This window comes from Microbispora sp. GKU 823, assembly GCF_002027145.1.
Lineage (GTDB): Bacteria > Actinomycetota > Actinomycetes > Streptosporangiales > Streptosporangiaceae > Microbispora > Microbispora siamensis.
Genome location: NZ_MWJN01000104.1, coordinates 11,896 through 32,253 on the forward strand (window position 1 = coordinate 11,896; position 20,358 = coordinate 32,253).

Sequence of the window (20,358 nt, forward strand, 5' to 3'; positions counted from 1 at the left end):
AAAAGAGGGATAAGCCTGGAATGACAGAGATCCAGGCGGGCCCGGGGGCGGCCGTCTCGGCTGCCCCCGTATCAGGAGACGTGCCCGCCATCGAACTCGACAACGTGGTCAAGGAGTACGTCTCGCACGGCGAGGTCGTACGGGCGGTCAAGGGCGTGAGCCTCGCCATCGCGGAGGGGGAGTTCTTCTCCCTCCTCGGCCCCTCAGGCTGCGGCAAGACCACCAGCATGCGAATGATCGCCGGGTTCGAGGACCCCACACAGGGGGTCGTCAGGCTCCACGGGGAGGACGTCACGAACATCCCCCCGAACAAGCGTGACATCAACATGGTGTTCCAGTCCTACGCGCTGTTCCCGCACATGAACGTCTGGGACAATGTCGCGTTCGGGCTCAAGCGCAAGAAGGTCCCCGACGCGGAGATCAAGCGCCGCGTCGGCGAGATCCTGGAGGTCGTCGACCTGACCGGCCGCGAGAAGCGCCGGCCGAAGGAGATGTCGGGAGGCCAGCAGCAGCGCGTCGCGCTCGCCCGCGCCCTGGTCAACCGGCCCCGCGCGCTCCTGCTCGACGAGCCGCTCGGCGCGCTCGACCTCAAGCTCCGCCAGGCCATGCAGATCGAGCTCAAGCGCATCCAGCGCGAGGTCGGCATCACGTTCGTCTACGTGACGCACGACCAGAGCGAGGCGCTGACGATGAGCGACCGCATCGCGGTCATGAACGACGGCCTCGTGGAGCAGCTCGCCGAACCCCGCGAGATCTACGAGCGCCCTGCCAGCAAGTTCGTGGCCGGGTTCATCGGCACATCCAACCTGCTGAGCGGCACCGTCCAGCAGGTCGTCGGCGACACGGCCGTGCTCGCGCTCGGCGCGAGCGACCGGATCCTCGTCCCCGCCGACGGCGCGCTCTCGACCGGCGCCACGGTCGACCTCACCGTCCGGCCGGAGAAGATCAAGATCGCCAAGGAGCAGCCGGAAGGCGACCTCAGCGTGGTGCGGGGGACGGTGGCCGAGGTCGTCTACCTCGGCACCTACAACAGCTACGTCGTGGTGCTCGGCGACGGCGCCGAGATCACGGTCTTCGAGCAGAACGCGCACGACAGCACGATCACCGCCGAGCGAGGCGACACCGTCTGGCTCTCCTGGCAGCCCTGGCACTCCTACGCGCTGCGGTAAATCCCCGCGTCGGCTCCTCCCGTCGCACCCTCGCGACGCATCCCCGCGACGAATTCCCGAACCCCCGGTACAGCGAATCCGGAGCACGAACCCCTATGAACGACCCATTCAGGCAGGATCCCGCCCTCCTCCGCGGCATGACCCAGCGCCGGCTCGGCAGGCGCGACGCCTTCCGGCTCGCGGGCCTGTCGGCCGCCGGGCTCGCCCTCGCGGCCTGCGGCGTGCAGGGCAAGGGCAAGGCCCGGCCCACCTCCTCCGCCCAGGTGCAGTCCGAGGTGGAGAAGTACTGGTCGGGCAAGGCGAAGAACGGCCACGTCGACTTCGCCAACTGGCCGCTCTACATGGACCCCAAGAAGCCCGAACTCAAGGAGTTCACCAAGCGCACGGGGATCACGGTGACCTACAAGGAGGTCATCCAGGAGACCGCGGGCTGGTACGCGAAGATCCAGCCGCAGCTGGCCGCCGGGCAGTCGATCGACTACGACCTGATGGTCTTCACCAACAGCGTCCAGCTCACCCAGCTCATCAAGCTCGGCTACCTGGTGCCGCTCGACCACGACCGGCTGCCGAACTTCACCAAGAACGTCGGGGCGCGGTACACCCAGGAGGCGTTCGACCCGGGCAACGTCTACACCGTCCCGTGGGCGTCCGGCATGACCGGCATCGCGTACAACCCGAAGTACATCGACACGCCGCCGACGAGCTACTCGGCCCTGTGGGACCCGAAGTACAAGGGCAAGGTCGGCATGATGTCCGACTCGCAGGAGATCGCGAACTTCGCGATGTTCGCGCTCGGCATCGACCCGGACAAGTCCACCCCGGCCGACTGGGAGAAGGCGGCGGCGAAGCTCACCGAGCAGCGCGACTCGGGCATCGTCCGGAAATATTACGACCAGTCGTACATCGATCCGCTGGCCAAAGGCGACATCTGGATCTGCCAGGCGTGGTCCGGCGACATCTTCCAGAAGAACCTCTCCGACGGCACGGACCTGAAGTTCGTGATCCCGCAGGAGGGCGCCACGATCTGGACCGACAACTTCATGATCCCGAAGACCGCCGCCAACCCGGTCGACGCGATCACGCTGATCGACTTCTTCTACGAGCCCGCCATCGCGGGAAGCCTGGCGGAGTACATCAACTACGTCACCCCGGTCCGTCCGCCAGGGACGTCATCCTCGCCGACGCGGCCAAGGCGTCCGGAGCCGACAAGAAGACCCTGCAGATGATCGCCGACAGCCCGCTCGTGTTCCCGAGCGACGACGACTACGCCAAGCTGCGGACCTACGTGACCTTCGCCAACAGCGAGGATCACAAGAAGTTCGAGAGCATCTTCCAGCCCATCACCACGTCATGAGCAGGCTCAGGGCGGCGCTAACGCCGTACGCGCTGATCTTCCCGGGCGGTCTCTGGCTCGCGATCTTCTTCGTGATCCCGATGATCGTCATGCTGTCCCTGTCGCTGCAGTCGGGCAGCGTCGAGGACGGCTACGCCTTCACCTTCAACTGGCACTCGTACGCCGACGGCCTGGCGAACTACCACGACCAGATCATCCGGTCGCTGCTCTACGGCCTGGCCGCGACCTTGCTGCAGATCATCCTCGGCTTTCCGGTCGCGTACTGGATCGCGTTCAAGGGCGGCAACCGCAAGTCGGTCTACCTGTTCCTCATGCTGCTGCCGTTCCTGGTGTCGTTCGTGCTGCGGACGATCTCCTGGCAGTTCCTGCTGTCGGACAACGGCATCCTGCTCGGCCCGCTCAAGGACATCGGGCTGCTGCCGGACGGCTTCCGCGTCCTCGCCACGCCGTTCGCCGTGATCGCCGGCCTCGCGTACAACTTCCTGCCGTTCATGGTGCTGCCGATGTATGTGGCGCTGGAGCGGATCGACCCGCGCGTCCTGGAGGCGGCGCAGGACCTCTACGCGAGCCGGTTCCAGACGTTCCTGCGCGTGGTGCTCCCGCTGTCGCTGCCCGGCGTCTTCGCCGGCGTGCTGATGACGTTCGTGCCGGCGACGTCGGACTACGTCAACGCGTCCGTGCTCGGCGGCACGAACACCACGATGATCGGCAACGTCATCCAGAACCAGTATCTGGTCACACAGGACTACCCGACGGCCTCGGCGCTGTCGTTCACGCTGATGGCGCTGCTGCTCGTCGGCATCTTCGCCTACGCCAGGGCGCTGGGCACCGAGGACGTGCTGGAGGTGGCGGCCCGATGAGGCAGGGTCTGCTGAGGGGGCGCGGCCTCCAGATCTACACCTGGCTGGTGATCGCCTGGCTGGTCGTGCCGATCGCGGTCATGATCCTGTTCGGGTTCAACGACACGCACGGCCGTTACAACACCGCCTGGCAGGGCTTCACGCTCAAGTGGTACGGCAAGCTGTTCGAGATCGGCGACCTCACCCAGGCGCTGGTGAACTCGCTGCTCATCGCCGTGCTGACGATGATCATCGCGGGTGTGCTCGGCTCGCTCATCGGCCTGGCGCTCGGCCGCTACCGCTTCCGCGGGTCGGCGACGATGAACGTCGTCATGTTCGCGGCCATCTCCTGCGCCGAGATCGTCATGGGCGCGTCGCTGCTTTCGCTGTTCGTCACCCTCGCCGTGCCGCTGGGCTTCTGGACGATCGTGATCTCGCACGTCATGTTCTCGATCTCGTTCGTGGCCGTGACCGTGCGGGCCCGGGTGATGACGCTGGACCGCTCGCTCGAGGAGGCCGCCAGGGACCTCGGAGCCGGCACCTGGACCACGTTCCGCCTGGTCACCCTTCCGATGATCTTCCCGGGTGTGCTGGCCGGCTCGATGCTGGCGTTCGCCCTGTCCATCGACGACTTCGTGATCACCAACTTCAACGCGGGCGGGACGGTGACGTTCCCGCTGTGGATCTGGGGAGCCACCCGCGTGGGCATCCCGCCCCAGGTCAACGTCATGGGAACGCTGATCTTCGCGGCCGGCGTGCTGATCGCCGTGGTCAACGGCCTCATGGCCCGGCGCCGGAACTGATGTAGGACCCTGTAAGAACCTGTGAGATCCCCCGTGATCTCGAGGGGAAGTGAAATGTGTGAGTCCGCAGAAGGCGCTCGCTGACGCGGAGCGCAAACCGTACTGGCTGGACCGGCCGATCGCGCCCGAGCCGCTGCCCCCGCTGAGGGGAGACGTCACGGCGGACCTGGCGGTGGTCGGCGGCGGCTTCACCGGCCTGTGGACCGCCCTGATGGCCAAGGAGCGCGACCCCTCGCTCGACGTGGTCCTCCTGGAGGGCCGCGCGGTCGGGTGGGCCGCCTCCGGCCGCAACGGCGGGTTCTGCGCGGCGAGCCTGACCCACGGGCTCGGCAACGGGCAGGACCGCTGGCCCGCGGAGATCGAGACGCTGCAACGGCTCGGCCGGGAGAACCTCGACGAGATCGAGCAGACCCTCACCCGGTATGGCGTCGAGTGCTCCTTCGAGCGGACCGGCGAGCTGCGGGTGGCCACCGAGGAGTGGCAGCTCGCCGGGCTCGACGAGGAGGTGAGCGGGGCGGCCTCGCTCGGCGTGCGGCTGGAGCGGCTCGACCGCGAGCAGGTGCGCGCGGAGGTGGACTCCCCGACGTACCTCGGCGGCGTGTGGGACCGCGAAGGCGTCGCCATGGTCGATCCCGCGCGGCTGGCGTGGGGGCTGCGCGACGTCTGCGTGCGGCTCGGCGTGCGCGTCTTCGAGCACACGCCGGTGCGCTCCCTGCACGACGACGGCGTCGCGCTCGAACTGGAGACGCCGAAGGGGCGGGTCAGGGCCGGGCGGGTGGCGCTCGGCACCGGCGCCTTCCCGCCGCTGCTGCGCCGGCTCAGGCACTTCCTCGTGCCGGTGTACGACTACGCGCTGATGACCGAGCCGGTGCCTGACGACCTGCTGGCGGAGATCGGCTGGCGCAACCGCCAGGGCATCGGCGACTCGGCCAACCGGTTCCACTACTACCGGCTGACCGACGACAACCGGATCCTGTGGGGCGGCTACGACGCCGTCTATCACAACGGCGGCCTGGTCAAACCGGAGTACGACCAGCGCGACGCCACCTTCGAGAAGCTCGCCACGCACTTCTTCGAGACGTTCCCGCAGCTCCACGGCCTGCGCTTCACGCACAGGTGGGGCGGCGTCATCGACACCTGCAGCCGGTTCAGCGCCTTCTTCGGCACCGCGTACGGCTCGCGCCTCGCCTACGCCGCCGGATACACGGGCCTCGGCGTGGGCGCCACCCGGTTCGGGGCCAACGTGATGCTCGACCTGCTGCAGGGCCGGGTGACCGAGCGTACGGACCTGCGCATGGTGCGGCAGAAGCCGGTGCCCTTCCCGCCCGAGCCGGTGCGGTCGGGCGTCATCCAGCTCACCCGCTGGGCCATCGCCCGGGCCGACGAGCACGAGGGCCGCCGCAACGCCTGGCTGCGCACCCTCGACGCCTTCGGCGTCGGTTTCGACTCCTAGTGGCGCCGTAGCGGTGCCGACGGCGGGGCCGGGCACGGCCCCGTCGTCGCACATCCCGCACTGCTCATCTCCTGGCTGCTTGAAGCGCCAGGAGTCGTCTTCGTAACGTCGACATATGGATCTTCTCCTCCGCCGGCTTCACGACGCGGGCTTTGCCGCGCAGTCCGTACAGGTGGCCAACGGCGGTGTGGTGGCCATGGCGGGCATGGCCACTATGAGCGACGGTTCACAGGTTTTCGCCAAGACGCTATCCGGGTCCGGTTCGGACGTCTTCGAAGTCGAGGCCGAAGGCCTGCGGGCGCTCCGTGAACTCGGCGGCGCCGTCACCCCGGACGTGCTGGCGGTGACACCGAACCTTCTCGTGCTTCAGCCGCTCGAGCCTCGCCGGGACAATGAGGAGCGGTTCTGGGAGGACCTGGCCCGCGTACTTTCCACAATGCACACAACCACGATCAGCGACCGTTTCGGATGGCACCGGGACGGCTGGCTGGGCCGCATGCGGCAGGACAACACCTGGGACGACGACGGATACTCCTTCTTCGCCCAGCGCCGCATCCTGCGCTGGCTGCCCGAACCCTTGGTCGAGGCGGCGTTCGACCGCGAGGATCGCCGGGTGCTGGAGCACCTGTGCGCCGCCCTTCCCGAGTTGGTGCCGCCCCAACCGCCGGTGCTGACCCACGGCGATCTGTGGTGCGGGAACATCGCCAGTGATCAATCAGGCGCGCCGATCCTGCTTGATCCGGCCGTTTCCTATAGTTGGGCCGAGGCCGACCTGAGCATGCTGTGGTGCTCACCACGTCCGCCTGCGTCGGACCGCTTCTTCGCCGCATACACAGAGATCACTCCGCTGGCTGACGGTTGGCACGACCGCATGCCGCTGTTTCACCTGCGGGAGTTGCTGAGCATCATCGCCCACGGCGACGACAACTGGGGTGCCGCCCAGGCCTCGCGAAATCGCCGCGCCTTTCGCTCACAGGTAGTCACCAGCACAGAAGACATAGCCGACTGAGGATTCCGGAGGTGCGGTGGGCGCCGCACTCGCCGGGCAGGGTGCGGCATTCGCAGCGATCGAGGCGGACCTTGCCGACGCGCATACGTCGGCGCGGATTTTCGACGAGGCGGAGCGCCTTGCTCGGAGGCGTCACCGCGCTGGTGATGTGTCACTGCGAGTCGGTCGACTCTGGCCTGCTTGACACCACCATCGAGAGCTTCGACCGGCACTTCGCGGTGAACGCGCGTGCCGACTGGCTGCTGATCCGCATTCCCGTGGAGGCGTCAGGCGGTGAGCCGGCGGAGCGGGTTCGACTCCAGACCGGGCCGTACGCCGGGATCACGGGCGGGGGAGGAAGCCCAGCAGGGCCTCGGTGAGGAGATCGGGTGCCTCCTCCATCATGTGATGGCCGGTGTCGAGGGCGTGACCGGACAGGTCGGTGGCCCACGGTCGCCACACGCCCAGAACGTCGTGGTCGTACAGTTCAGCCACGTCGTCCTTGGCTCCCCACAGCACCAGCAGGGGGCTGGTGATCCGGCGGCCGGCCGCCCGGTCGGCGTCGTCGGCGGCGCGGTCCACGCCCAGCCCGGCACGGTAGTCCTCGCACATCGCGTGCCGCACCCGGGGATCGGCCACCGCCTGGGCCACGTCCGCGTGGTTCTCCCGGCCCATCAGATCCGGATCGAGCGTGTACCAGGCGTCCGGGTCGGCGGCGATCAACCGCTCGGGCAGCGGCGCGGGCTGGCCCATGAAGAACCAGTGATACCAGGCGTGGGCGAACCTGGCGTCGCAGCGGGCAAGTGCCTCACCGATCGGCACGTCGCCGAGGATGACGACGTGGTCCACGGCATGCGGATGGTCCAGGGCGAGGCGCTGGACGACATAGCCGCCGCGGTCGTGGCCCACGGCGTGGAACCGCTCGTGGCCGAGTTCCCGCATCAACGCGATCAGGTCGCCGGCCATGGCGCGCTTGCCGGCCTGGGAATGGTCGGGCTCGTCGGGAGGCGCCGTGGACCGGCCGTAGCCCCGCAGGTCGGGGCAGACGACGGTGTATCCGGCGGCGGCGAGAGCGGGCGCGACCAGGTGCCATGTGGTGTGCGTCCGCGGGTGCCCGTGGACCAGCAGCACCGCCGGTCCCTCGCCTCCGTACCGCACCCGGAGCCGCGCATTTCCGACCTCGACGTAGCTGAGTTCGAATCCGGCGAACATGATTACGCCTCTGCCCGTGGCGCCCCGGGATATCGCGGTCGGGATCCGGGCGGTGACGTCAGGCGGTGAGCCAGCGGAGCGGGTTCTCGTGGGTGATGAGACGCAGGGTGTCGTCGTCCACGCCGGCCTCCCGCAGGGCCGGGAGGACCGACGAGAACAGCCGGCCGTACCCCTGCCCGCCATAGCCGGCCAGGTGCTCCCGCAGGCGTACGCCGCTGCTGAGCAGGACGCGCTCGGCGTGCCCGCCCTCGAGGAGGGTGAGGACGTCCTCGGCGTCGTCCACGCTCACGTACGCGCCGGTCTCGGCGATCTTGCGCTGGACCAGCGGGTCGCCGGTGCGAGCGCTGAGCCGCCGGGCGGGGACGTTCTGCGAGAGCAGGAGTTCCAGCAGTTCCAGGCCGCCCGTCGCCACCGGGAGGTCGGTACGCAGCGAGGCGCGGGCGGCGGCGGTGACGGCCCGCTCCTCGGCGGGGGTGGGCGTCTCGTCCCACGCGGCGGCGACGATGACGCCCGGCCGCGCGCCCGTCCCGTCGAGTCCGGCGCCGATCTCGTGCAGCAGGTCGGCGGTCAGGTCCTCCACGCCGTACCGCGTGACGGCCTCACCCGCGAACGGCTGCGCGGCGAAGCCGGTGGCGGCCACGATCGGGACCCGCGCGGCCATCGAGATCCGGGCGAGCGCCGCGGGGTCGCGGGCCATCCCGATGCAGCTGTGCTCCACGACGAGGCCCAGCGCCTGCTCCCTGCCGAGGTTCTTGACCTCGGCCAGCACGTATCGTTCCTCGTCCAGCCACCGATGGGGATCGGAGTCCACGCCGATCCCCCAGCGGGTGTCGGTGCGCAGGTGCTCGTACGGCAGCACCGGCCCGTCGATCTCTGCGACGGGGACGGCGCCCGTGACGGTCTGGATTCGGGGAAAATATGCGCCGGACATGAACGGACATTAACCGATTTTTTGCCGAAACTGCTCGCGAATCACATGATTCTTTACGTTCAGCGCGTCAACTCATCGTCTTGCCGCCGTTGACGGCGAGCCGCTGGCCGGTCACGAACCGGGCCCCGGGGGAGGCGAGGAACGCCACCGTCTCGGCCACGTCCGCCGGCACGCCCATGTGGCCCAGCGGGACGTCGCGCAGGTAGCCGGTGTAATCCTCCGGCGGGACGTCCGCGTGCCGCTCCACGGGGATCCAGCCCGGCTCGACGGTGTTCACCGTGATCCCGTACGGCCCCAGCTCCCGGGCCCACGACCGGGTGAGCCCGTGCATCGCGGCCTTGGCGGCGACGTAGTGCCCGAACTCCGGGTTGCCGAGATCCGCGACCTCGCTGCCCACGTTCACGATCCGGCCGGAGCCGGCCTCGCGCATGCCGGGCAGCACGGCCTGCAGGATCAGCAGCGGGGCCTTGACGAAGAAGCGGAGCTGGCCGAGGTGGTCCTCCCAGGTCTGCTTCTCCACCGGCATCAGCGGCTGGGGGCCGGTGGCGTTGTTGACGACCACCTCGACGTGCCCGATCGCGGCCACGCCCTCCCGTACGGACTCCTCGTCGGTGACGTCGAACCGGGCCAGGCGGGCCGAGCCGCCGGCGGCGGTGATGCGCTCGACGACGGCGGAGGCCCCGGCCGTGTCGTTGGCGTAGTTGACGGCGACGTGCCAGCCGTCCGCGGCGAGCCGTTCGGCGATGACGGCGCCCAGGCCTCGTGAGGCGCCGGTGACCAGTGCGGTACCCATGACAAGCGTGCCTATCACAGATCACGTAGGGCAGGATGGGGCGCATGGATGAGATCGCCGCTCTGGTGGACCGGGCCGAGATCGTGGACGTCGTCACGGCCGTCTTCGACACCGTGGACGCCAAGAACTGGCCGGTGTGCCGGGAGCTGTTCGACGACGAGGTGGACGCCGACTTCACCAGCCTCAACGGCGGGGAGCCCGCCCGGATCAGCGCCGACGCCCTCGTGGACGGGTGGCGCACCGGCCTGCACGCCCGCAAGCAGAGCTTCCACACCGTGAGCAACTTCGCCGTGACGGTGGACGGCGCCGAGGCGCACGTGACCACCAAGGGGTACTCCTACAACCTGCTCGACGCCGCGCTCGGCGGCGGCATGTTCGAGGTGTGGGGCGTCTACCGGCTCCGGCTCGTACGGCAGGCCGAGGGATGGAAGGTCGCGGCCTTCGCGTTCGACGCCTGGCACACCCGCGGCGACGAGGCGGTGCGCACGCACCGGCTGGAGGGCTAACGGGTGATCGCCGGGACCTCGGTGTGCAGCCGCCGCAGGACCCGGCGGAACGCCCAGATGGACGCGACGAAGGCCAGGCCGGTGACGACGGCGACGGCGGCGGTGCGGATGATCAGGTAGTCGCCGATCGACTCGTGCAGCAGCAGCCAGATGCTCATGGCCGAGTTGACCAGGAGGACGAACGCCCACAGCAGGGTGATCCGGGCGAAGAAGGTGCGGACGCGCTCGTGCCGCAGCATGAACGACGGCAGGTGGATGTAGTCGAGGGTGAGCCGCTGGACCAGCGGGCGGCGCATCCGCACCGAGGCCAGGAGAACCAGGCTGATGCAGATCGTGCCGAGCTCCGGCTGGATGAAGTAGAGGACGGGGCTGCCGGTCCACAACCCGATCACGGTGCGGAAGGTGATCGCGATCGTCGCCATGATCATCGTTCCCGGCACGGGCTGACGCCGGATGAGCCGCCACAGGACGCCCAGGTAGACCCACGCCACCGCGGCCATCAACGCGCCGCGCAGCCCGAGCACCGCGAGGGCCGCGTAGAAGACCACGAGGGGAGCCACCACGCCTTCGAGGAGCCGGGGCACTGCCTGCTTGATCAGCGCGGTGAGCCGTGGCAATGCGAAAGGCGTGTGGTTCATGGTGACTCCAACGGGCCGGTGGGGGAGACCGACGCTGTAGTTGGGCAACGCGCCTACCCGGACATAGCGGATGGAAACGCCCGGGTTGGGCGGCTTCGTCGGTGGCTTACCGTACCTGACCGCCAGTCTTGCGGGGGCCGAATGCGCGAAGCGCCCCCGCGTTCCATAACGGTACGGCATACCTCTCGCGGGCGTCCTGCCGGATGGAAAACCCCTGATCAGCGCTTTACCGGGGGCCGCTGGGCGCTTTCCCCGGCGGGCGGTGAACGCGGGTTACGTTGACGGCATGGACTCAGGTTTCGGCTACTTCGCAACGGATGATGCGGTTCGTCCTGATGCCTTGGCCCGGCTCGTCGAGCAGCGCGGCCACACGGCGCTGCTGTTCACCGAGCACACGCACATCCCGGTGCCGCCCGGCGGCCAGACGCCGAAGGACGAGTGGGGAGGCGAACTGCCCCGGCGCTACTGGCACAGCTACGACCCGTTCATCGCCTCGATGGCCGCGGGCGCGGCGACGACCCGGCTGCGCGTGGGGACGGGCATCTGCCTGGTGCCCGAGCACGAGCCCATCGGCCTGGCCAAGACGGTGGCCAGCGTGGACAACCTGACCGGCGGACGGTTCGAGTTCGGCGTCGGCGCCGGATGGAACCGCGAGGAACTGCGCCATCACGGCGTCGATCCGGCCCGCCGCTTCGCCGTGCTGCGGGAGCGCCTCCGGGCGATGCAGGAGATCTGGACCCGTGACGAGGCCGAGTTCCACGGTGACTTCGTGTCCTTCGATCCGATCTGGTCGTGGCCCAAACCGGCGCAGAAGCCGTACCCGCCGATCCTGGTGGGCGGCGTCGGGCCGCGCGTGTTCGACCGCGTGCTCGCCTACGGCGACGCGTGGCTGCCCAACTACGGCCCCGGGATCCTGGAGCGCGTCCCCGAGTTGTTCCGGCGGGCCGAAGAGGAGGGCAGGCACGTCGAGGTCGTGATGCTGTCCGCGCCGTCCGACCCCGGCGCGCTGGAACAGTGCGAGAAGGCCGGTGTCGCCCGTGTCATGGCCTGGCTGCCGTCGGCCGGGCTTGACCGGATCCAGCGGGCGATGGACGCCTTCGAGAACGCCCTCGCCGACCTGCGCGGCGAGTGAGCACGTCCGGCGGCGGGTGAGCACGGCCGGCGGCGGGTGAGTGTCAGCTAGCTCAGCGTCGCGGTGGCCAGCTTGGCGCCGAAGCCGAGGAAGAGCGCGCCGACCCCCGAGGTGAGTCCGGCGGCCAGCTTGCGGCGGCGCCGGAAGTGGCTCGCGAGGAACGTGCCGCCGAAGATCAGCGTGCTCAGGTAGGTCACGCTGAAGACCTGCACGATCAGCGCGAGGATCAGGAACGACAGCGCCGGCGCGCCGTACGACGGGTCCACGAACTGCACGAAGAACGCCACGAAGAACAAGATGGCCTTGGGGTTGAGCAGGCTGATCGTGAACGCCTTGCGGAACGGGTTGCCCACCGGCGCGGGGACCCCCTCCTCCGCGGCCTGGGCCGCCTCCGTGACCTGGGCCGGGGCCCCGTCACGGGAGGCCCGCAGGGAGCGCCAGGCGCCGCGGAGCATGCCGAAGCCGATCCACGCCAGATAGATCGCGCCCGAGTACTTCACGATCGAGAACAGGACGGGCGTGGACTTCAGCAGCGACGCGACCCCCGCGGCCGACAGGAACATGAGGACCGAGTCGCCGGCGAAGACCCCGGCCGCCGCCCGGTAGCCCTGCCGCACGCCGCGCTGGGCGGCGGTGGAGAGCACGAACAGCGAGTTCGGCCCGGGCAGCAGGATGATCAGGAACGATCCCGCGATGTAGGTCCAGATGTTGGTGATGCCGAAGAACATGCCCGCTCCCGTCAAGAAACCGCATGTCCTGTTATAGCCCTATCCAGGCGCCGGTCACAGTCAGTAGATTCCTATTGACTTGGTAGGGAACACAGGAGAATCCTGGGGTGCATGACGTTGTGGAAGCCTGACCCCACCTTCTATCCCTCGCCAAGGGACGCCGCGGAGGCGCCGCCGGAGAAGCTGGCCTACGTGGCCGCCTTCGACCGGTCGGCCCAGCGGCCCGACGCGCTCGCCGTGCTCGACACCGACCCCGGCTCCCCGTCGTACGGGACCGTGGTCGGCTGGACCGACCTGCCGTACACGGGGGACGAGCTGCACCACTTCGGCTGGAACGCCTGCAGCAGCGCGCTGTGCCCCTACGCGCCGCACCCGCACGTCGAGCGGCGTTACCTGATCGTCCCCGGCCTGCGGTCGTCGCGGATCTACGTGTACGACACCAAGGACCGGGTCAGCCCGGAGCTGGTGAAGGTCATCGAGGCCGAGGAGCTGGGCAAGCGGGCCGGCTACTCCCGCCCGCACACCGTGCACTGCGGCCCGGAGGGGCTGTACGTCAGCGCGCTCGGCGGCTACGGCGACGACGGGCCCGGCGGGATCGCGATCCTCGACCACAACTCGTTCGACGTGCTCGGCCGGTGGGAGGTGGACCGCGGCCCGCAGTACCTGGCCTACGACTTCTGGTGGCACATCAACCACGACGTGCTGATCACCTCCGAGTGGGGCACGCCCTCCATGATCGAGGACGGCGTCGTCGGTGAGCTGCTGCTCGGCCGCAAGTACGGCCACAAGCTGCACTTCTGGGACCTGCGCAAGCGTAAGCACGTCCAGGAGGTGGACCTCGGCGACCAGCACCAGATGGCGCTGGAGCTGCGACCCGCCCACGACCCGACCAAGACGTACGGCTTCGCCGGGGTCGTCGTCAGCGTCGAGGACCTGTCGGCCTCGGTGTGGCTGTGGCACAAGGAGGGCCAGGGCTGGGCCGCGCAGAAGGTGATCACCATCCCGGCCGAGCCCGCCTCGCCCGACGACCTGCCCGACGTGCTCAAGCCGTTCGGCGCGGTGCCGCCGCTGGTGACCGACATCGACCTGTCGGTGGACGACCAGCGCCTGTACGTGTCGTGCTGGGGCACCGGCGAGCTCAAGCAGTACGACGTGTCCGACCCGTTCAAGCCGGTCGAGATCGGCTCGGTCCGCCTCGGCGGCATCGTGCGGCGGCAGGCGCACCCGGCCGCGCCGGACGAGCGGCTCGCCGGCGGGCCGCAGATGGTCGAGGTGAGCCGCGACGGCCGCCGGGTCTACGTAACCAACTCGCTGTACGGAGCCTGGGACGACCAGTTCTACCCCGACGGCGTGGGCGCCTGGATGGCGAAGATCGACGCCGACTCGTTCACGCTGGACGAGCGGTTCTTCCCGCACGGCGACGACTTCCGCGGCCTGCGCCCGCACCAGACCCGGCTCCAGGGCGGCGACGCCTCCTCCGACTCCTACTGCTACCCGTGACGCTGACCGCCGTCATCCTGCTCGGCGCCTTCCACGGGATCAACCCCGCGATGGGCTGGCTGTTCGCCGTCGCCCGGGGGTTGCAGGAGCGCAGCCGCGACCTGCTGCTGCAGTCCCTGCCGGTCATCGCGCTGGGCCACCTCGCGTCGGTGGCCCTCGTGGTGGCCGCCGTGTCGGCGACCGGGTCGCTCGTGACGGCCACGGCGCTCGCGATCGGGGCGGGCGTCGTGCTCGTCGGGTTCGGCCTGTGGCACCTGCTCGCCCGGCGGCACTTCCGCTGGGTGGGCATGCGGCTGTCGCTGCCGCAACTCGCCGCCTGGTCGTTCCTGATGTCGTCGGTGCACGGCGCGGGCCTGATGCTGCTGCCCGTGCTGACCCGCATGCCGGCGAGTCACCACGGCCACATGATGTCCGGCGGGATGCTCGTCGCCGGGGTGCACACGCTCGCGATGTTCCTCACGGCGACCGTCGTCGCCGTCGTGGTGTACGAGTTCCTCGGCGTCGCCGTCCTGCGCCGGGCCTGGTTCAACCTCGACAGGATGTGGGCGTTCGCCTTGGTGGGGGCGGGCGTCGTCACCCTGGTCGGTGCCATCTGAGCGACCGTGCGGCGAACGCGCGGCGGCCGGGCGTCGCGGGCCTCCGGAGGCCTGGCAGGATTGACCGGCGTGCGGGTTCGTCTCCTCGGCGCGCTCGAGGTCCTCGATGACGACGGGGCTCCGGTCGCCGTCGCGGGCGCGCGCGTGCGCGCGCTGCTGGCCGTGCTGGCCCTGCAGCCGGGCCGCCTCGTCCCGGCCGACCGGCTCGTGGACGCGCTGTGGGAGGACGGCCCACCGGCCAACGCCGCGAACGCGCTGCAGACGCTGGTGAAACGCCTGCGCGCGGCGCTCGGGCGGTCCGGTGCGGTGCTGTGGCGCGACGGCGGGTACGTGCTCGGCGTCGAGCGGCGCAGGTCGACGCCCACGTGTTCACCGCACTGACCCTGCCGTACGCGACCGGGAAGGCGCCGGACGCCGAAGCCCCCGATGCTGACCTGGACGAGGCGTGCGCGGTGCTGGACGAGGCGCTGGCGCTGTGGCGCGGTCCCGCCCTGGCCGACCTGCGCGCGGTGCCCTACCTGGCGGCCGCGGCGACCCGGCTGGAGGAGCGGCGGCTGGCCGTGGTCGAGGCCCGCGCCGCCGCTTATCTCGCGCTCGGCCGTGAGGTGGACCTGTCGGCCGAGGTGGCCGCCCATCCGCTGCGCGAGCGGCTGTCCGCTCTGGAGATGCGCGCGCTCGCACGATCGGGCAGGCAGGCGGCGGCGCTGGCCCTGTACGAGCGGGTCCGGCGGGCGCTCGCGGACGAACTCGGCGTCGATCCGGGTCCTGAACTGCGGGCCGCCCATCTCGACGTGCTCCGCGGGCAGGTCCCTGCGGCGCCTCCCCGGCAATCGAAGGGCGCCGAGCACACCGCCAGTGGCAGCGTCGGGGGCACCGCCGGCCGCACAGGACGGCGCGCGGGCAGGGTGTGGGCGCCGCCGACGACCTTCGTGGGCCGCGAGGAGGAGGTCACGCACCTGTCGGCCCTGCTGCGCGACTCCCGGCTGGTCACGATCGTCGGGCCGGGTGGGGCGGGCAAGACACGCCTGGCGGTCGAGACCGCCCTGCGCGCCGCAGGCAACGGCGCCGCCGGGGGAGGGCGGCTCCGAAGCGGGCGGGCACGGCGAGAGCGGGTACGGGGAGCGCGGATACGGCAAGGGCGCGTGGCTGGCCGAGCTGGCTCCCCTGACGGACCCCGCGGACGTCGTGCGGTCCGTGCTCGAAGCGCTGGGTGCCGACGCCGAGCCGCGCGTGGGCGGGGACTGGCGGCGCGACCCGCCGGACCCGGCCGAGCGCCTGGTCGCCTCCCTCGCCGGGCGCGAGCTGCTGATCATCCTCGACAACTGCGAGCACGTGATCGACGCCGCGGCGGGCCTGGCCGAGCTCGTGCTGCGCCGCTGCCCGGGGGTGCGCGTGCTGGCGACCAGCCGCGAGCCGCTCGGGGTGCCGGGGGAGACGCTCGCCCCGATCCCGCCCCTCGGCCTGCCCCCGGAGGGCGTCACCCCCGGCGAGGCGGGTGGGTATCCCGCCGTACGCCTCCTGCTGGACCGCGCCCGCGCGGTGAGCCCCGGCTTCGCCCTCGACGAGCACACGACCCCGCACGTCGTCACGATCTGCCGCCGCCTCGACGGGATGCCGCTGGCCATCGAACTGGCCGCGGCGCGGATCAGGGCGCTCGGCTCCGAGCGGCTCGCGGCCCGTCTCGGCGACCGGTTCCGCCTGCTGACCGGCGGGAGCCGTACGGCCCTGCCGCGGCACCGGACGCTGAGCGCGGTCGTCGAGTGGAGCTGGGACCTGCTCACGCCCGAGGAGAGGACGATGGCGGAACGGCTCGCGGTGTTCGCCGGCGGCGCCGCGCTGGACGACGCGGAGCTGGTCTGCGGGGACGACGGGCTCGACGTGGTGGCGGTGCTGCCGTCCCTGGTCGACAAGTCCCTGCTGGAGACGCCGGGCGACGGCCGGTTCCGGATGCTGGAGACGATCCGCGCGTACGCGCTCCAGCGGCTGACGGGCAACGGTGAGCTCGACCGCTACCGGCGCCGGCACGCGGCGCACTTCCTGCGGCTCGCCGAGGAGGCCGAGCCGCGCCTGCGCGGAGCCGGGCAGCTGGAATGGATGGCCAGGCTGACCGCCGAGCAGGACAACCTGAACGCCGCCCTGCGCTGGGCCGTCGACTCCCGGGAGGCGGAGACCGCGCTGCGCCTGTGCGGCACGCTGAGCTGGTATTGGTGGCTGCGCGGGCACCGCGGTCAGGCGGCCGACTGGGCGGGGCAGGTCCTCGAACTCGTCCCCGAGGGCCCGTCCGCCGGGCTGGTGCGCGCCTACGCCGGGTGCAGGTTCGCGGTCACGGTCACGCGGCTCGGCACGATCTGGATGGAGCCCGGCCGGCTGGAGGAGATCCGCCGGGAGCTCGGCGATCTCGTCGAGGCGGCCCGGCGCGAGGGCCCGGTGCACCCGATGCTGCCGATCCTGCGGGCGGTCGTGACGGCGATGGCCGGACGCAGGGAGGAGGCGGCCGAGATGCTCGACGCGTACGCCGCCTCGGACGATCCCTGGCTGGCCGGCTCGGCGCTGATGATCAGGGGCGGGTCGCTCGGCCTGCCCGGCGACAGCGAACGCGACGTCGAGGAGGCGGTGCGCCGGTTCCGGGCGCTGGGGGAGCGCTGGGGGCTCAGCGAGGCCCTTCTCACGCTGGCCACGCTCCGCGCCCGCCGGGACGCGCCGACGGCGGACCTGATCGACGAGATCGCCGGACTGACCGAAGGATGGGTCAGCGCGGACGACACGATCTCCACGCTGACCCGCCTGGCCGAGCTGCGCCTTCGGTCGGGCGACGCCGAGGGCGCGGCGGCGGACGTGGCGGCCGCCCGCTCCCACGTGTCCGCCGGGGTGTCGCCGTACGCGCTGGTGCAGGTGAGCATGGGCGAGGCGAAGGTGGCCCGGAGCAGGGGAGACCTCGACGGCGCGGTGGCGGCGCACGAGGAGGCCCTGGCCGTGCTGGAGGCCCACCCCGCCATCCCGCAGCAACTCGGAACGGCGTACGCCGAATACGGCAGGGCGCTGCTGGCCAAGGCGACCTCGACGGCGCGCTCGCGCGTCATCACGTGGCGCTGCGCGCCCTCGGCGCCACTCCCGACCTGCCAGTTCTCGCGACCGTGCTGGCCGGGCTGGCCATGATCGCCCTGGCCGGGGGCGACGCGAAGCGTTCCGCGGTGCTCTTCGGCGCGGCCGACGCCGCCCACCCGGGCTGGCGGGCGGACGCGGGGCCGCCGAGGCGCTGGAGTCGGCGCGCGAGGCGGCGGGCCCGGACTTCCACGCCGCCTACGAGCGCGGCCGTACGGCGCCGCGCGAGGACCTCGGCCTGCCCGCCACCGGAAGCAGCAGGTAGGACGCTGCGCTGATCGTGATCCGCGCGCTGCCGGGATGCCGGAGCGGCCGGAAGACCATTTCATCCCGGATCGAGCCGGCGCGGCGTGCCAGTTGCAGAGGCGCGTAGCCCGCCGACGGCAGCCGGGTGACGCCTCTCCGGAGTGTTCACCGGATCCTCCGGGTGTAGGCGCGTACGGCGAGCGGGACGAAGCACGCGGTGACGGCGGCGGCCCACGCCAGCGTGATCCAGACATGCGTTCCCACGGGAGCGCCGGTGAGCAGGGCGCGGACGGCGTCGGCCAGGTGCGAGACCGGGTTCACCGACGACCACCAGCGCAGCACGCCCGGCAGGTTGTCCGGCGGGATGAACGCGCTGCTGCCGAACGTCAGCGGCAGCAGGACGGCGGTCGCCGTGCCCTGCATCGAGGCGACCGACTTGGCCTTCAGCCCGAGCCAGGCCGACACCCAGCTCAGCGCCAGCGTGAACAGCAGCAGGAGGGCGAGGCCGGCCAGCGCGTCCAGGGGCGCGACCGTGATCCGGAACCCGGCCGCGATCCCGGCGAGCAGGGCCACCAGGATGGTCACCGCCGTCGTCAGCGCGTCCGCGGTCACCCGCCCGACGAGCGGGGCGGAGCGGGCGATCGGCATGCTCCGGAACCGGTCGAACACGCCGTTCACGATGTCCTCGGCGAGGTTCATGCCCGTGGTGTTCGTCGAGATGAGAGCCACCTGCGTGAGCACGCCGGGCATCAGATAACGCGCGGCGTGCTCGGGGTCGCCGGACATGGCCCCGAACATCAGGACGAAGACCACGACCATGAAGATCGGCTGAAGCAGGAACTGGACGAGCCTGCCGGGCTCGTTCCTCAGCGGCACCAGGCTCCGCCAGGCGAGGGTCATGCCCTGCGCGAGCGCGCCCCGGCGCCCGCCCGTGGACGGGATCGCGGTCATCGCCTCCTCCCCGAGGTCGTGGTGTCGGTGAGAGCGAGGAACGCCTCGTCGAGCGTGGGCCTGCGGACGGCGTGCTCGGAGAGGGCGACACCGGCCTCCTCCAGCCGCCGGAACACGGCCGGGCTCACCGCCGAGTCCAGCAGCGGCACGCTGAGCAGCCCGTTCTCCCCGCGGTGCGGGGTCAGCCCGGTGACCTCGGCGAGGATCAGCTCCGCCTTCTCCGTGTCGTGCTCGGGCCGTATCTCCAGCCGCCGGTCGCCCGCCCTGGCCTTCAGCTCGCGTGGCGTGCCCCTCGCCGCCACGAGGCCGTGGTCGATCAGCACGATCTCGTCGGCGAGTTGGTCGGCCTCCTCCAGGTACTGCGTCGTGAGCAGCACGGTCGCCCCGCCCGCCACCTGCTCGCGCACGATCCGCCACAGGTCCGCCCTGGCGCGCGGGTCGAGGCCGGTCGTCGGCTCGTCCATGAAGACGATCGACGGCCGGCCGACCAGGCTGACGGCCAGGTCGAGCCGCCGCCGCATGCCGCCCGAGTAGGACCCCGCCGCCCGGTCGGCGGCGTCCTCCAGTCCGAACTCCGCGAGCAGCGCCGCCGCCCTGCCCCGGGCCTCGGTACGGCCCATGCCGAGCAGCCGCCCGATCATCACCAGGTTCTGCCGCCCGGTCAGCTTCTCGTCCACCGACGCGTACTGGCCGGTCAGCCCGATCAGCTTGCGCACCTCGGCCGGCGCCTTCACCACGTCGTGCCCGCCGACCGCCGCCCGGCCGCCGTCCGGGGAGACGAGCGTGGCGAGGATACGGACCGCGGTGGTCTTGCCCGCGCCGTTGGGTCCGAGCACGCCGAGCACCGAGCCCGGCGGCGCGGCGAGGTCGATCCCGGCCAGCGCGGCCTTGTCGCCGTATCTCTTCACGAGGCCGTGGGCCTCAATCGCGTACGTCATGGTCCGACGGTCGCCGCCCGCGCTGGCACGAAGCTGGCAGGGGACTGGCACGAAGCCGGCAGGGTCGCCGAACGCCCGTGGGGGTGAAACTTGCAGAGAAGCGGGGCATCATGGATAACCGCAGGTGGCGCCGCTGGAACGTGCCCGCCTGCGACATGAGCCGCGCATAATCCCGGCTTAAGACAGCGCTCCTTGTCCGCCCGGCGGCGCCGCCACTACGCTCCCGCGGCATTACTTTCCCTCCTCCGCGTCCCGTCGCGGAGGCTCGTCCTTGTTCGGAGCCCACCATGGGAGCGATCATGCGGGGCGCCTTCACCGTCGTGGTCCTGAGCGCCGTGCTGTCCTCGCTGTTCGTCGCCTGGTACGGCCCGGCCCGCGCCACCGAGACCGGCATCACGGCCCTCGGCCAGGCGCAGGCCAGGTCACGCGTCGTGGTGCCCAGGGCGGCCGCCGCACCGGCCGCGGGCGCGGTGGCCACG

Annotated in this window: 22 protein-coding genes and 2 pseudogenes; 17 read left to right on the plus strand and 7 right to left on the minus strand. The window is 71.0% G+C overall.

The genetic code is table 11. From position 1 onward, the window contains the following. The first annotated feature begins 20 nt into the window (after window positions 1–20). The 8 genes and pseudogenes from B1L11_RS36075 to B1L11_RS52810 form a co-directional block, all read left to right on the plus strand. On the plus strand, window positions 21–1,169 hold the full coding sequence (locus B1L11_RS36075) for an ABC transporter ATP-binding protein (RefSeq protein WP_079319780.1): 1,149 nt from the start codon (window positions 21–23) through the stop codon (window positions 1,167–1,169). Between the two features lie 137 nt (window positions 1,170–1,306). Next, entirely contained in the window at window positions 1,307–2,395 is a 1,089-nt protein-coding gene (locus tag B1L11_RS36080; protein ID WP_306291754.1) for a spermidine/putrescine ABC transporter substrate-binding protein, read from the plus strand. Continuing rightward, window positions 2,392–2,523: a hypothetical protein gene (locus B1L11_RS54310; RefSeq protein ID WP_306291755.1), complete on the plus strand. Its 132-nt coding sequence runs from the start codon at window positions 2,392–2,394 to the stop codon at window positions 2,521–2,523. The genes B1L11_RS36080 and B1L11_RS54310 overlap by 4 nt, the downstream gene beginning before the upstream one ends. Beyond that, the gene (locus B1L11_RS36085) at window positions 2,520–3,383 is read left to right on the plus strand and encodes an ABC transporter permease (protein ID WP_079319781.1); all 864 of its coding nucleotides are present in this window, start codon (window positions 2,520–2,522) and stop codon (window positions 3,381–3,383) included. Before B1L11_RS54310 ends, B1L11_RS36085 begins: the two co-directional genes overlap by 4 nt. Beyond that, window positions 3,380–4,165 (plus strand): ABC transporter permease, encoded by a 786-nt coding sequence (locus tag B1L11_RS36090; RefSeq protein WP_079319782.1) that lies wholly within the window; start codon window positions 3,380–3,382, stop codon window positions 4,163–4,165. The genes B1L11_RS36085 and B1L11_RS36090 overlap by 4 nt, the downstream gene beginning before the upstream one ends. 58 nt (window positions 4,166–4,223) lie before the next feature. Then, entirely contained in the window at window positions 4,224–5,618 is a 1,395-nt protein-coding gene (locus B1L11_RS36095; protein ID WP_079319783.1) for an FAD-binding oxidoreductase, read from the plus strand. A gap of 115 nt (window positions 5,619–5,733) precedes the next feature. Next, window positions 5,734–6,627 carry a fructosamine kinase family protein gene (locus B1L11_RS36100; protein ID WP_079319784.1) on the plus strand — a complete coding sequence of 298 codons (894 nt, stop codon included), beginning with the start codon at window positions 5,734–5,736 and terminating at the stop codon, window positions 6,625–6,627. A 25-nt stretch (window positions 6,628–6,652) separates the two neighbouring features. Next, a pseudogene (locus B1L11_RS52810) lies at window positions 6,653–6,878 on the plus strand (short-chain dehydrogenase); the annotation flags it as partial. Between the two features lie 70 nt (window positions 6,879–6,948). Here B1L11_RS52810 and B1L11_RS36110 read toward each other — a convergent pair. The 3 genes from B1L11_RS36110 to B1L11_RS36120 all read right to left on the minus strand — a co-directional run bounded on the left by B1L11_RS36110 (window position 6,949) and on the right by B1L11_RS36120 (window position 9,542). Continuing rightward, a complete protein-coding gene (locus B1L11_RS36110) occupies window positions 6,949–7,818 on the minus strand; it encodes an alpha/beta fold hydrolase (protein WP_079319785.1) in 870 nt (289 codons plus the stop codon). A 58-nt stretch (window positions 7,819–7,876) separates the two neighbouring features. After that, window positions 7,877–8,749, minus strand: a complete 873-nt coding sequence (locus B1L11_RS36115; protein WP_079319786.1) for an aryldialkylphosphatase — start codon at window positions 8,747–8,749, stop codon at window positions 7,877–7,879. Window positions 8,750–8,816: 67 nt separating this feature from the next. Next, the gene (locus tag B1L11_RS36120) at window positions 8,817–9,542 is read right to left on the minus strand and encodes an SDR family oxidoreductase (RefSeq protein WP_079319787.1); all 726 of its coding nucleotides are present in this window, start codon (window positions 9,540–9,542) and stop codon (window positions 8,817–8,819) included. A gap of 44 nt (window positions 9,543–9,586) precedes the next feature. Between B1L11_RS36120 and B1L11_RS36125 the strand changes: the two genes are divergently transcribed. After that, window positions 9,587–10,048, plus strand: a complete 462-nt coding sequence (locus tag B1L11_RS36125) for a nuclear transport factor 2 family protein (protein WP_179155487.1) — start codon at window positions 9,587–9,589, stop codon at window positions 10,046–10,048. Here B1L11_RS36125 and B1L11_RS36130 read toward each other — a convergent pair. Continuing rightward, entirely contained in the window at window positions 10,045–10,686 is a 642-nt protein-coding gene (locus B1L11_RS36130; RefSeq protein WP_079319789.1) for a VC0807 family protein, read from the minus strand. The genes B1L11_RS36125 and B1L11_RS36130 overlap by 4 nt on opposite strands. A gap of 340 nt (window positions 10,687–11,026) precedes the next feature. Here B1L11_RS36130 and B1L11_RS36135 point away from each other — a divergent pair, with 340 nt between their 5' ends. Further along, on the plus strand, window positions 11,027–11,818 hold the full coding sequence (locus tag B1L11_RS36135) for an LLM class F420-dependent oxidoreductase (RefSeq protein ID WP_256863192.1): 792 nt from the start codon (window positions 11,027–11,029) through the stop codon (window positions 11,816–11,818). Between the two features lie 47 nt (window positions 11,819–11,865). On the opposite strand, the gene leuE is transcribed toward B1L11_RS36135, so the two are convergent. Next, window positions 11,866–12,546 carry a leucine efflux protein LeuE gene (gene leuE, locus B1L11_RS36140; RefSeq protein ID WP_079319791.1) on the minus strand — a complete coding sequence of 227 codons (681 nt, stop codon included), beginning with the start codon at window positions 12,544–12,546 and terminating at the stop codon, window positions 11,866–11,868. 111 nt (window positions 12,547–12,657) lie between these two features. Between leuE and B1L11_RS36145 the strand changes: the two genes are divergently transcribed. The 6 genes and pseudogenes from B1L11_RS36145 (at window position 12,658) to B1L11_RS45990 (ending at window position 18,022) form a co-directional block, all read left to right on the plus strand. Then, window positions 12,658–14,046 carry a selenium-binding protein SBP56-related protein gene (locus B1L11_RS36145; protein ID WP_079319792.1) on the plus strand — a complete coding sequence of 463 codons (1,389 nt, stop codon included), beginning with the start codon at window positions 12,658–12,660 and terminating at the stop codon, window positions 14,044–14,046. Continuing rightward, window positions 14,043–14,642, plus strand: a complete 600-nt coding sequence (locus tag B1L11_RS36150) for a hypothetical protein (protein ID WP_079319793.1) — start codon at window positions 14,043–14,045, stop codon at window positions 14,640–14,642. The genes B1L11_RS36145 and B1L11_RS36150 overlap by 4 nt, the downstream gene beginning before the upstream one ends. A 69-nt stretch (window positions 14,643–14,711) precedes the next feature. Continuing rightward, window positions 14,712–15,023, plus strand: coding sequence for a winged helix-turn-helix domain-containing protein (locus B1L11_RS36155; RefSeq protein WP_179155488.1), 312 nt, complete (start codon window positions 14,712–14,714; stop codon window positions 15,021–15,023). Then, window positions 15,008–15,427 (plus strand): annotated as a pseudogene (locus tag B1L11_RS55480) (AfsR/SARP family transcriptional regulator); the annotation flags it as partial. The gene B1L11_RS36155 and the pseudogene B1L11_RS55480, both read left to right, overlap by 16 nt. 220 nt (window positions 15,428–15,647) lie before the next feature. After that, complete coding sequence (locus B1L11_RS47405) at window positions 15,648–17,798, plus strand: hypothetical protein (RefSeq protein ID WP_179155489.1); 2,151 nt, start codon at window positions 15,648–15,650, stop codon at window positions 17,796–17,798. After that, window positions 17,726–18,022, plus strand: a complete 297-nt coding sequence (locus B1L11_RS45990) for a hypothetical protein (RefSeq protein ID WP_143737788.1) — start codon at window positions 17,726–17,728, stop codon at window positions 18,020–18,022. The genes B1L11_RS47405 and B1L11_RS45990 overlap by 73 nt, the downstream gene beginning before the upstream one ends. Window positions 18,023–18,155: 133 nt before the next feature. Here the strand turns inward: B1L11_RS45990 and B1L11_RS36165 are convergent, their stop codons facing one another. Continuing rightward, a complete protein-coding gene (locus B1L11_RS36165; protein WP_079319795.1) occupies window positions 18,156–18,941 on the minus strand; it encodes an ABC transporter permease in 786 nt (261 codons plus the stop codon). Further along, window positions 18,938–19,879 (minus strand): ATP-binding cassette domain-containing protein, encoded by a 942-nt coding sequence (locus B1L11_RS36170; protein WP_079319796.1) that lies wholly within the window; start codon window positions 19,877–19,879, stop codon window positions 18,938–18,940. Before B1L11_RS36170 ends, B1L11_RS36165 begins: the two co-directional genes overlap by 4 nt. Before the next feature lie 287 nt (window positions 19,880–20,166). Between B1L11_RS36170 and B1L11_RS36175 the strand changes: the two genes are divergently transcribed. Then, window positions 20,167–20,358, plus strand: a 192-nt coding sequence (locus B1L11_RS36175; RefSeq protein ID WP_143737789.1) for a hypothetical protein, incomplete at its 3' end; no start/stop codon positions are given.

Bases quoted from the DNA above. Each gene is read 5' to 3' on its own strand.
- B1L11_RS36110 (WP_079319785.1), bottom strand. From the start codon at position 7,818: ATGTTCGCCGGATTCGAACTCAGCTACGTCGAGGTCGGAAATGCGCGG.
- B1L11_RS36075 (WP_079319780.1), top strand. From the start codon at position 21: ATGACAGAGATCCAGGCGGGCCCGGGGGCGGCCGTCTCGGCTGCCCCC.
- leuE (WP_079319791.1), bottom strand. From the start codon at position 12,546: ATGTTCTTCGGCATCACCAACATCTGGACCTACATCGCGGGATCGTTC.
- B1L11_RS36080 (WP_306291754.1), top strand. From the start codon at position 1,307: ATGACCCAGCGCCGGCTCGGCAGGCGCGACGCCTTCCGGCTCGCGGGC.
- B1L11_RS36130 (WP_079319789.1), bottom strand. From the start codon at position 10,686: ATGAACCACACGCCTTTCGCATTGCCACGGCTCACCGCGCTGATCAAG.
- B1L11_RS54310 (WP_306291755.1), top strand. From the start codon at position 2,392: ATGATCGCCGACAGCCCGCTCGTGTTCCCGAGCGACGACGACTACGCC.
- B1L11_RS36115 (WP_079319786.1), bottom strand. From the start codon at position 8,749: ATGTCCGGCGCATATTTTCCCCGAATCCAGACCGTCACGGGCGCCGTC.
- B1L11_RS36170 (WP_079319796.1), bottom strand. From the start codon at position 19,879: ATGACGTACGCGATTGAGGCCCACGGCCTCGTGAAGAGATACGGCGAC.
- B1L11_RS36085 (WP_079319781.1), top strand. From the start codon at position 2,520: ATGAGCAGGCTCAGGGCGGCGCTAACGCCGTACGCGCTGATCTTCCCG.
- B1L11_RS36125 (WP_179155487.1), top strand. From the start codon at position 9,587: ATGGATGAGATCGCCGCTCTGGTGGACCGGGCCGAGATCGTGGACGTC.
- B1L11_RS36120 (WP_079319787.1), bottom strand. From the start codon at position 9,542: ATGGGTACCGCACTGGTCACCGGCGCCTCACGAGGCCTGGGCGCCGTC.
- B1L11_RS36165 (WP_079319795.1), bottom strand. From the start codon at position 18,941: ATGACCGCGATCCCGTCCACGGGCGGGCGCCGGGGCGCGCTCGCGCAG.
- B1L11_RS36090 (WP_079319782.1), top strand. From the start codon at position 3,380: ATGAGGCAGGGTCTGCTGAGGGGGCGCGGCCTCCAGATCTACACCTGG.
- B1L11_RS36100 (WP_079319784.1), top strand. From the start codon at position 5,734: ATGGATCTTCTCCTCCGCCGGCTTCACGACGCGGGCTTTGCCGCGCAG.
- B1L11_RS36145 (WP_079319792.1), top strand. From the start codon at position 12,658: ATGACGTTGTGGAAGCCTGACCCCACCTTCTATCCCTCGCCAAGGGAC.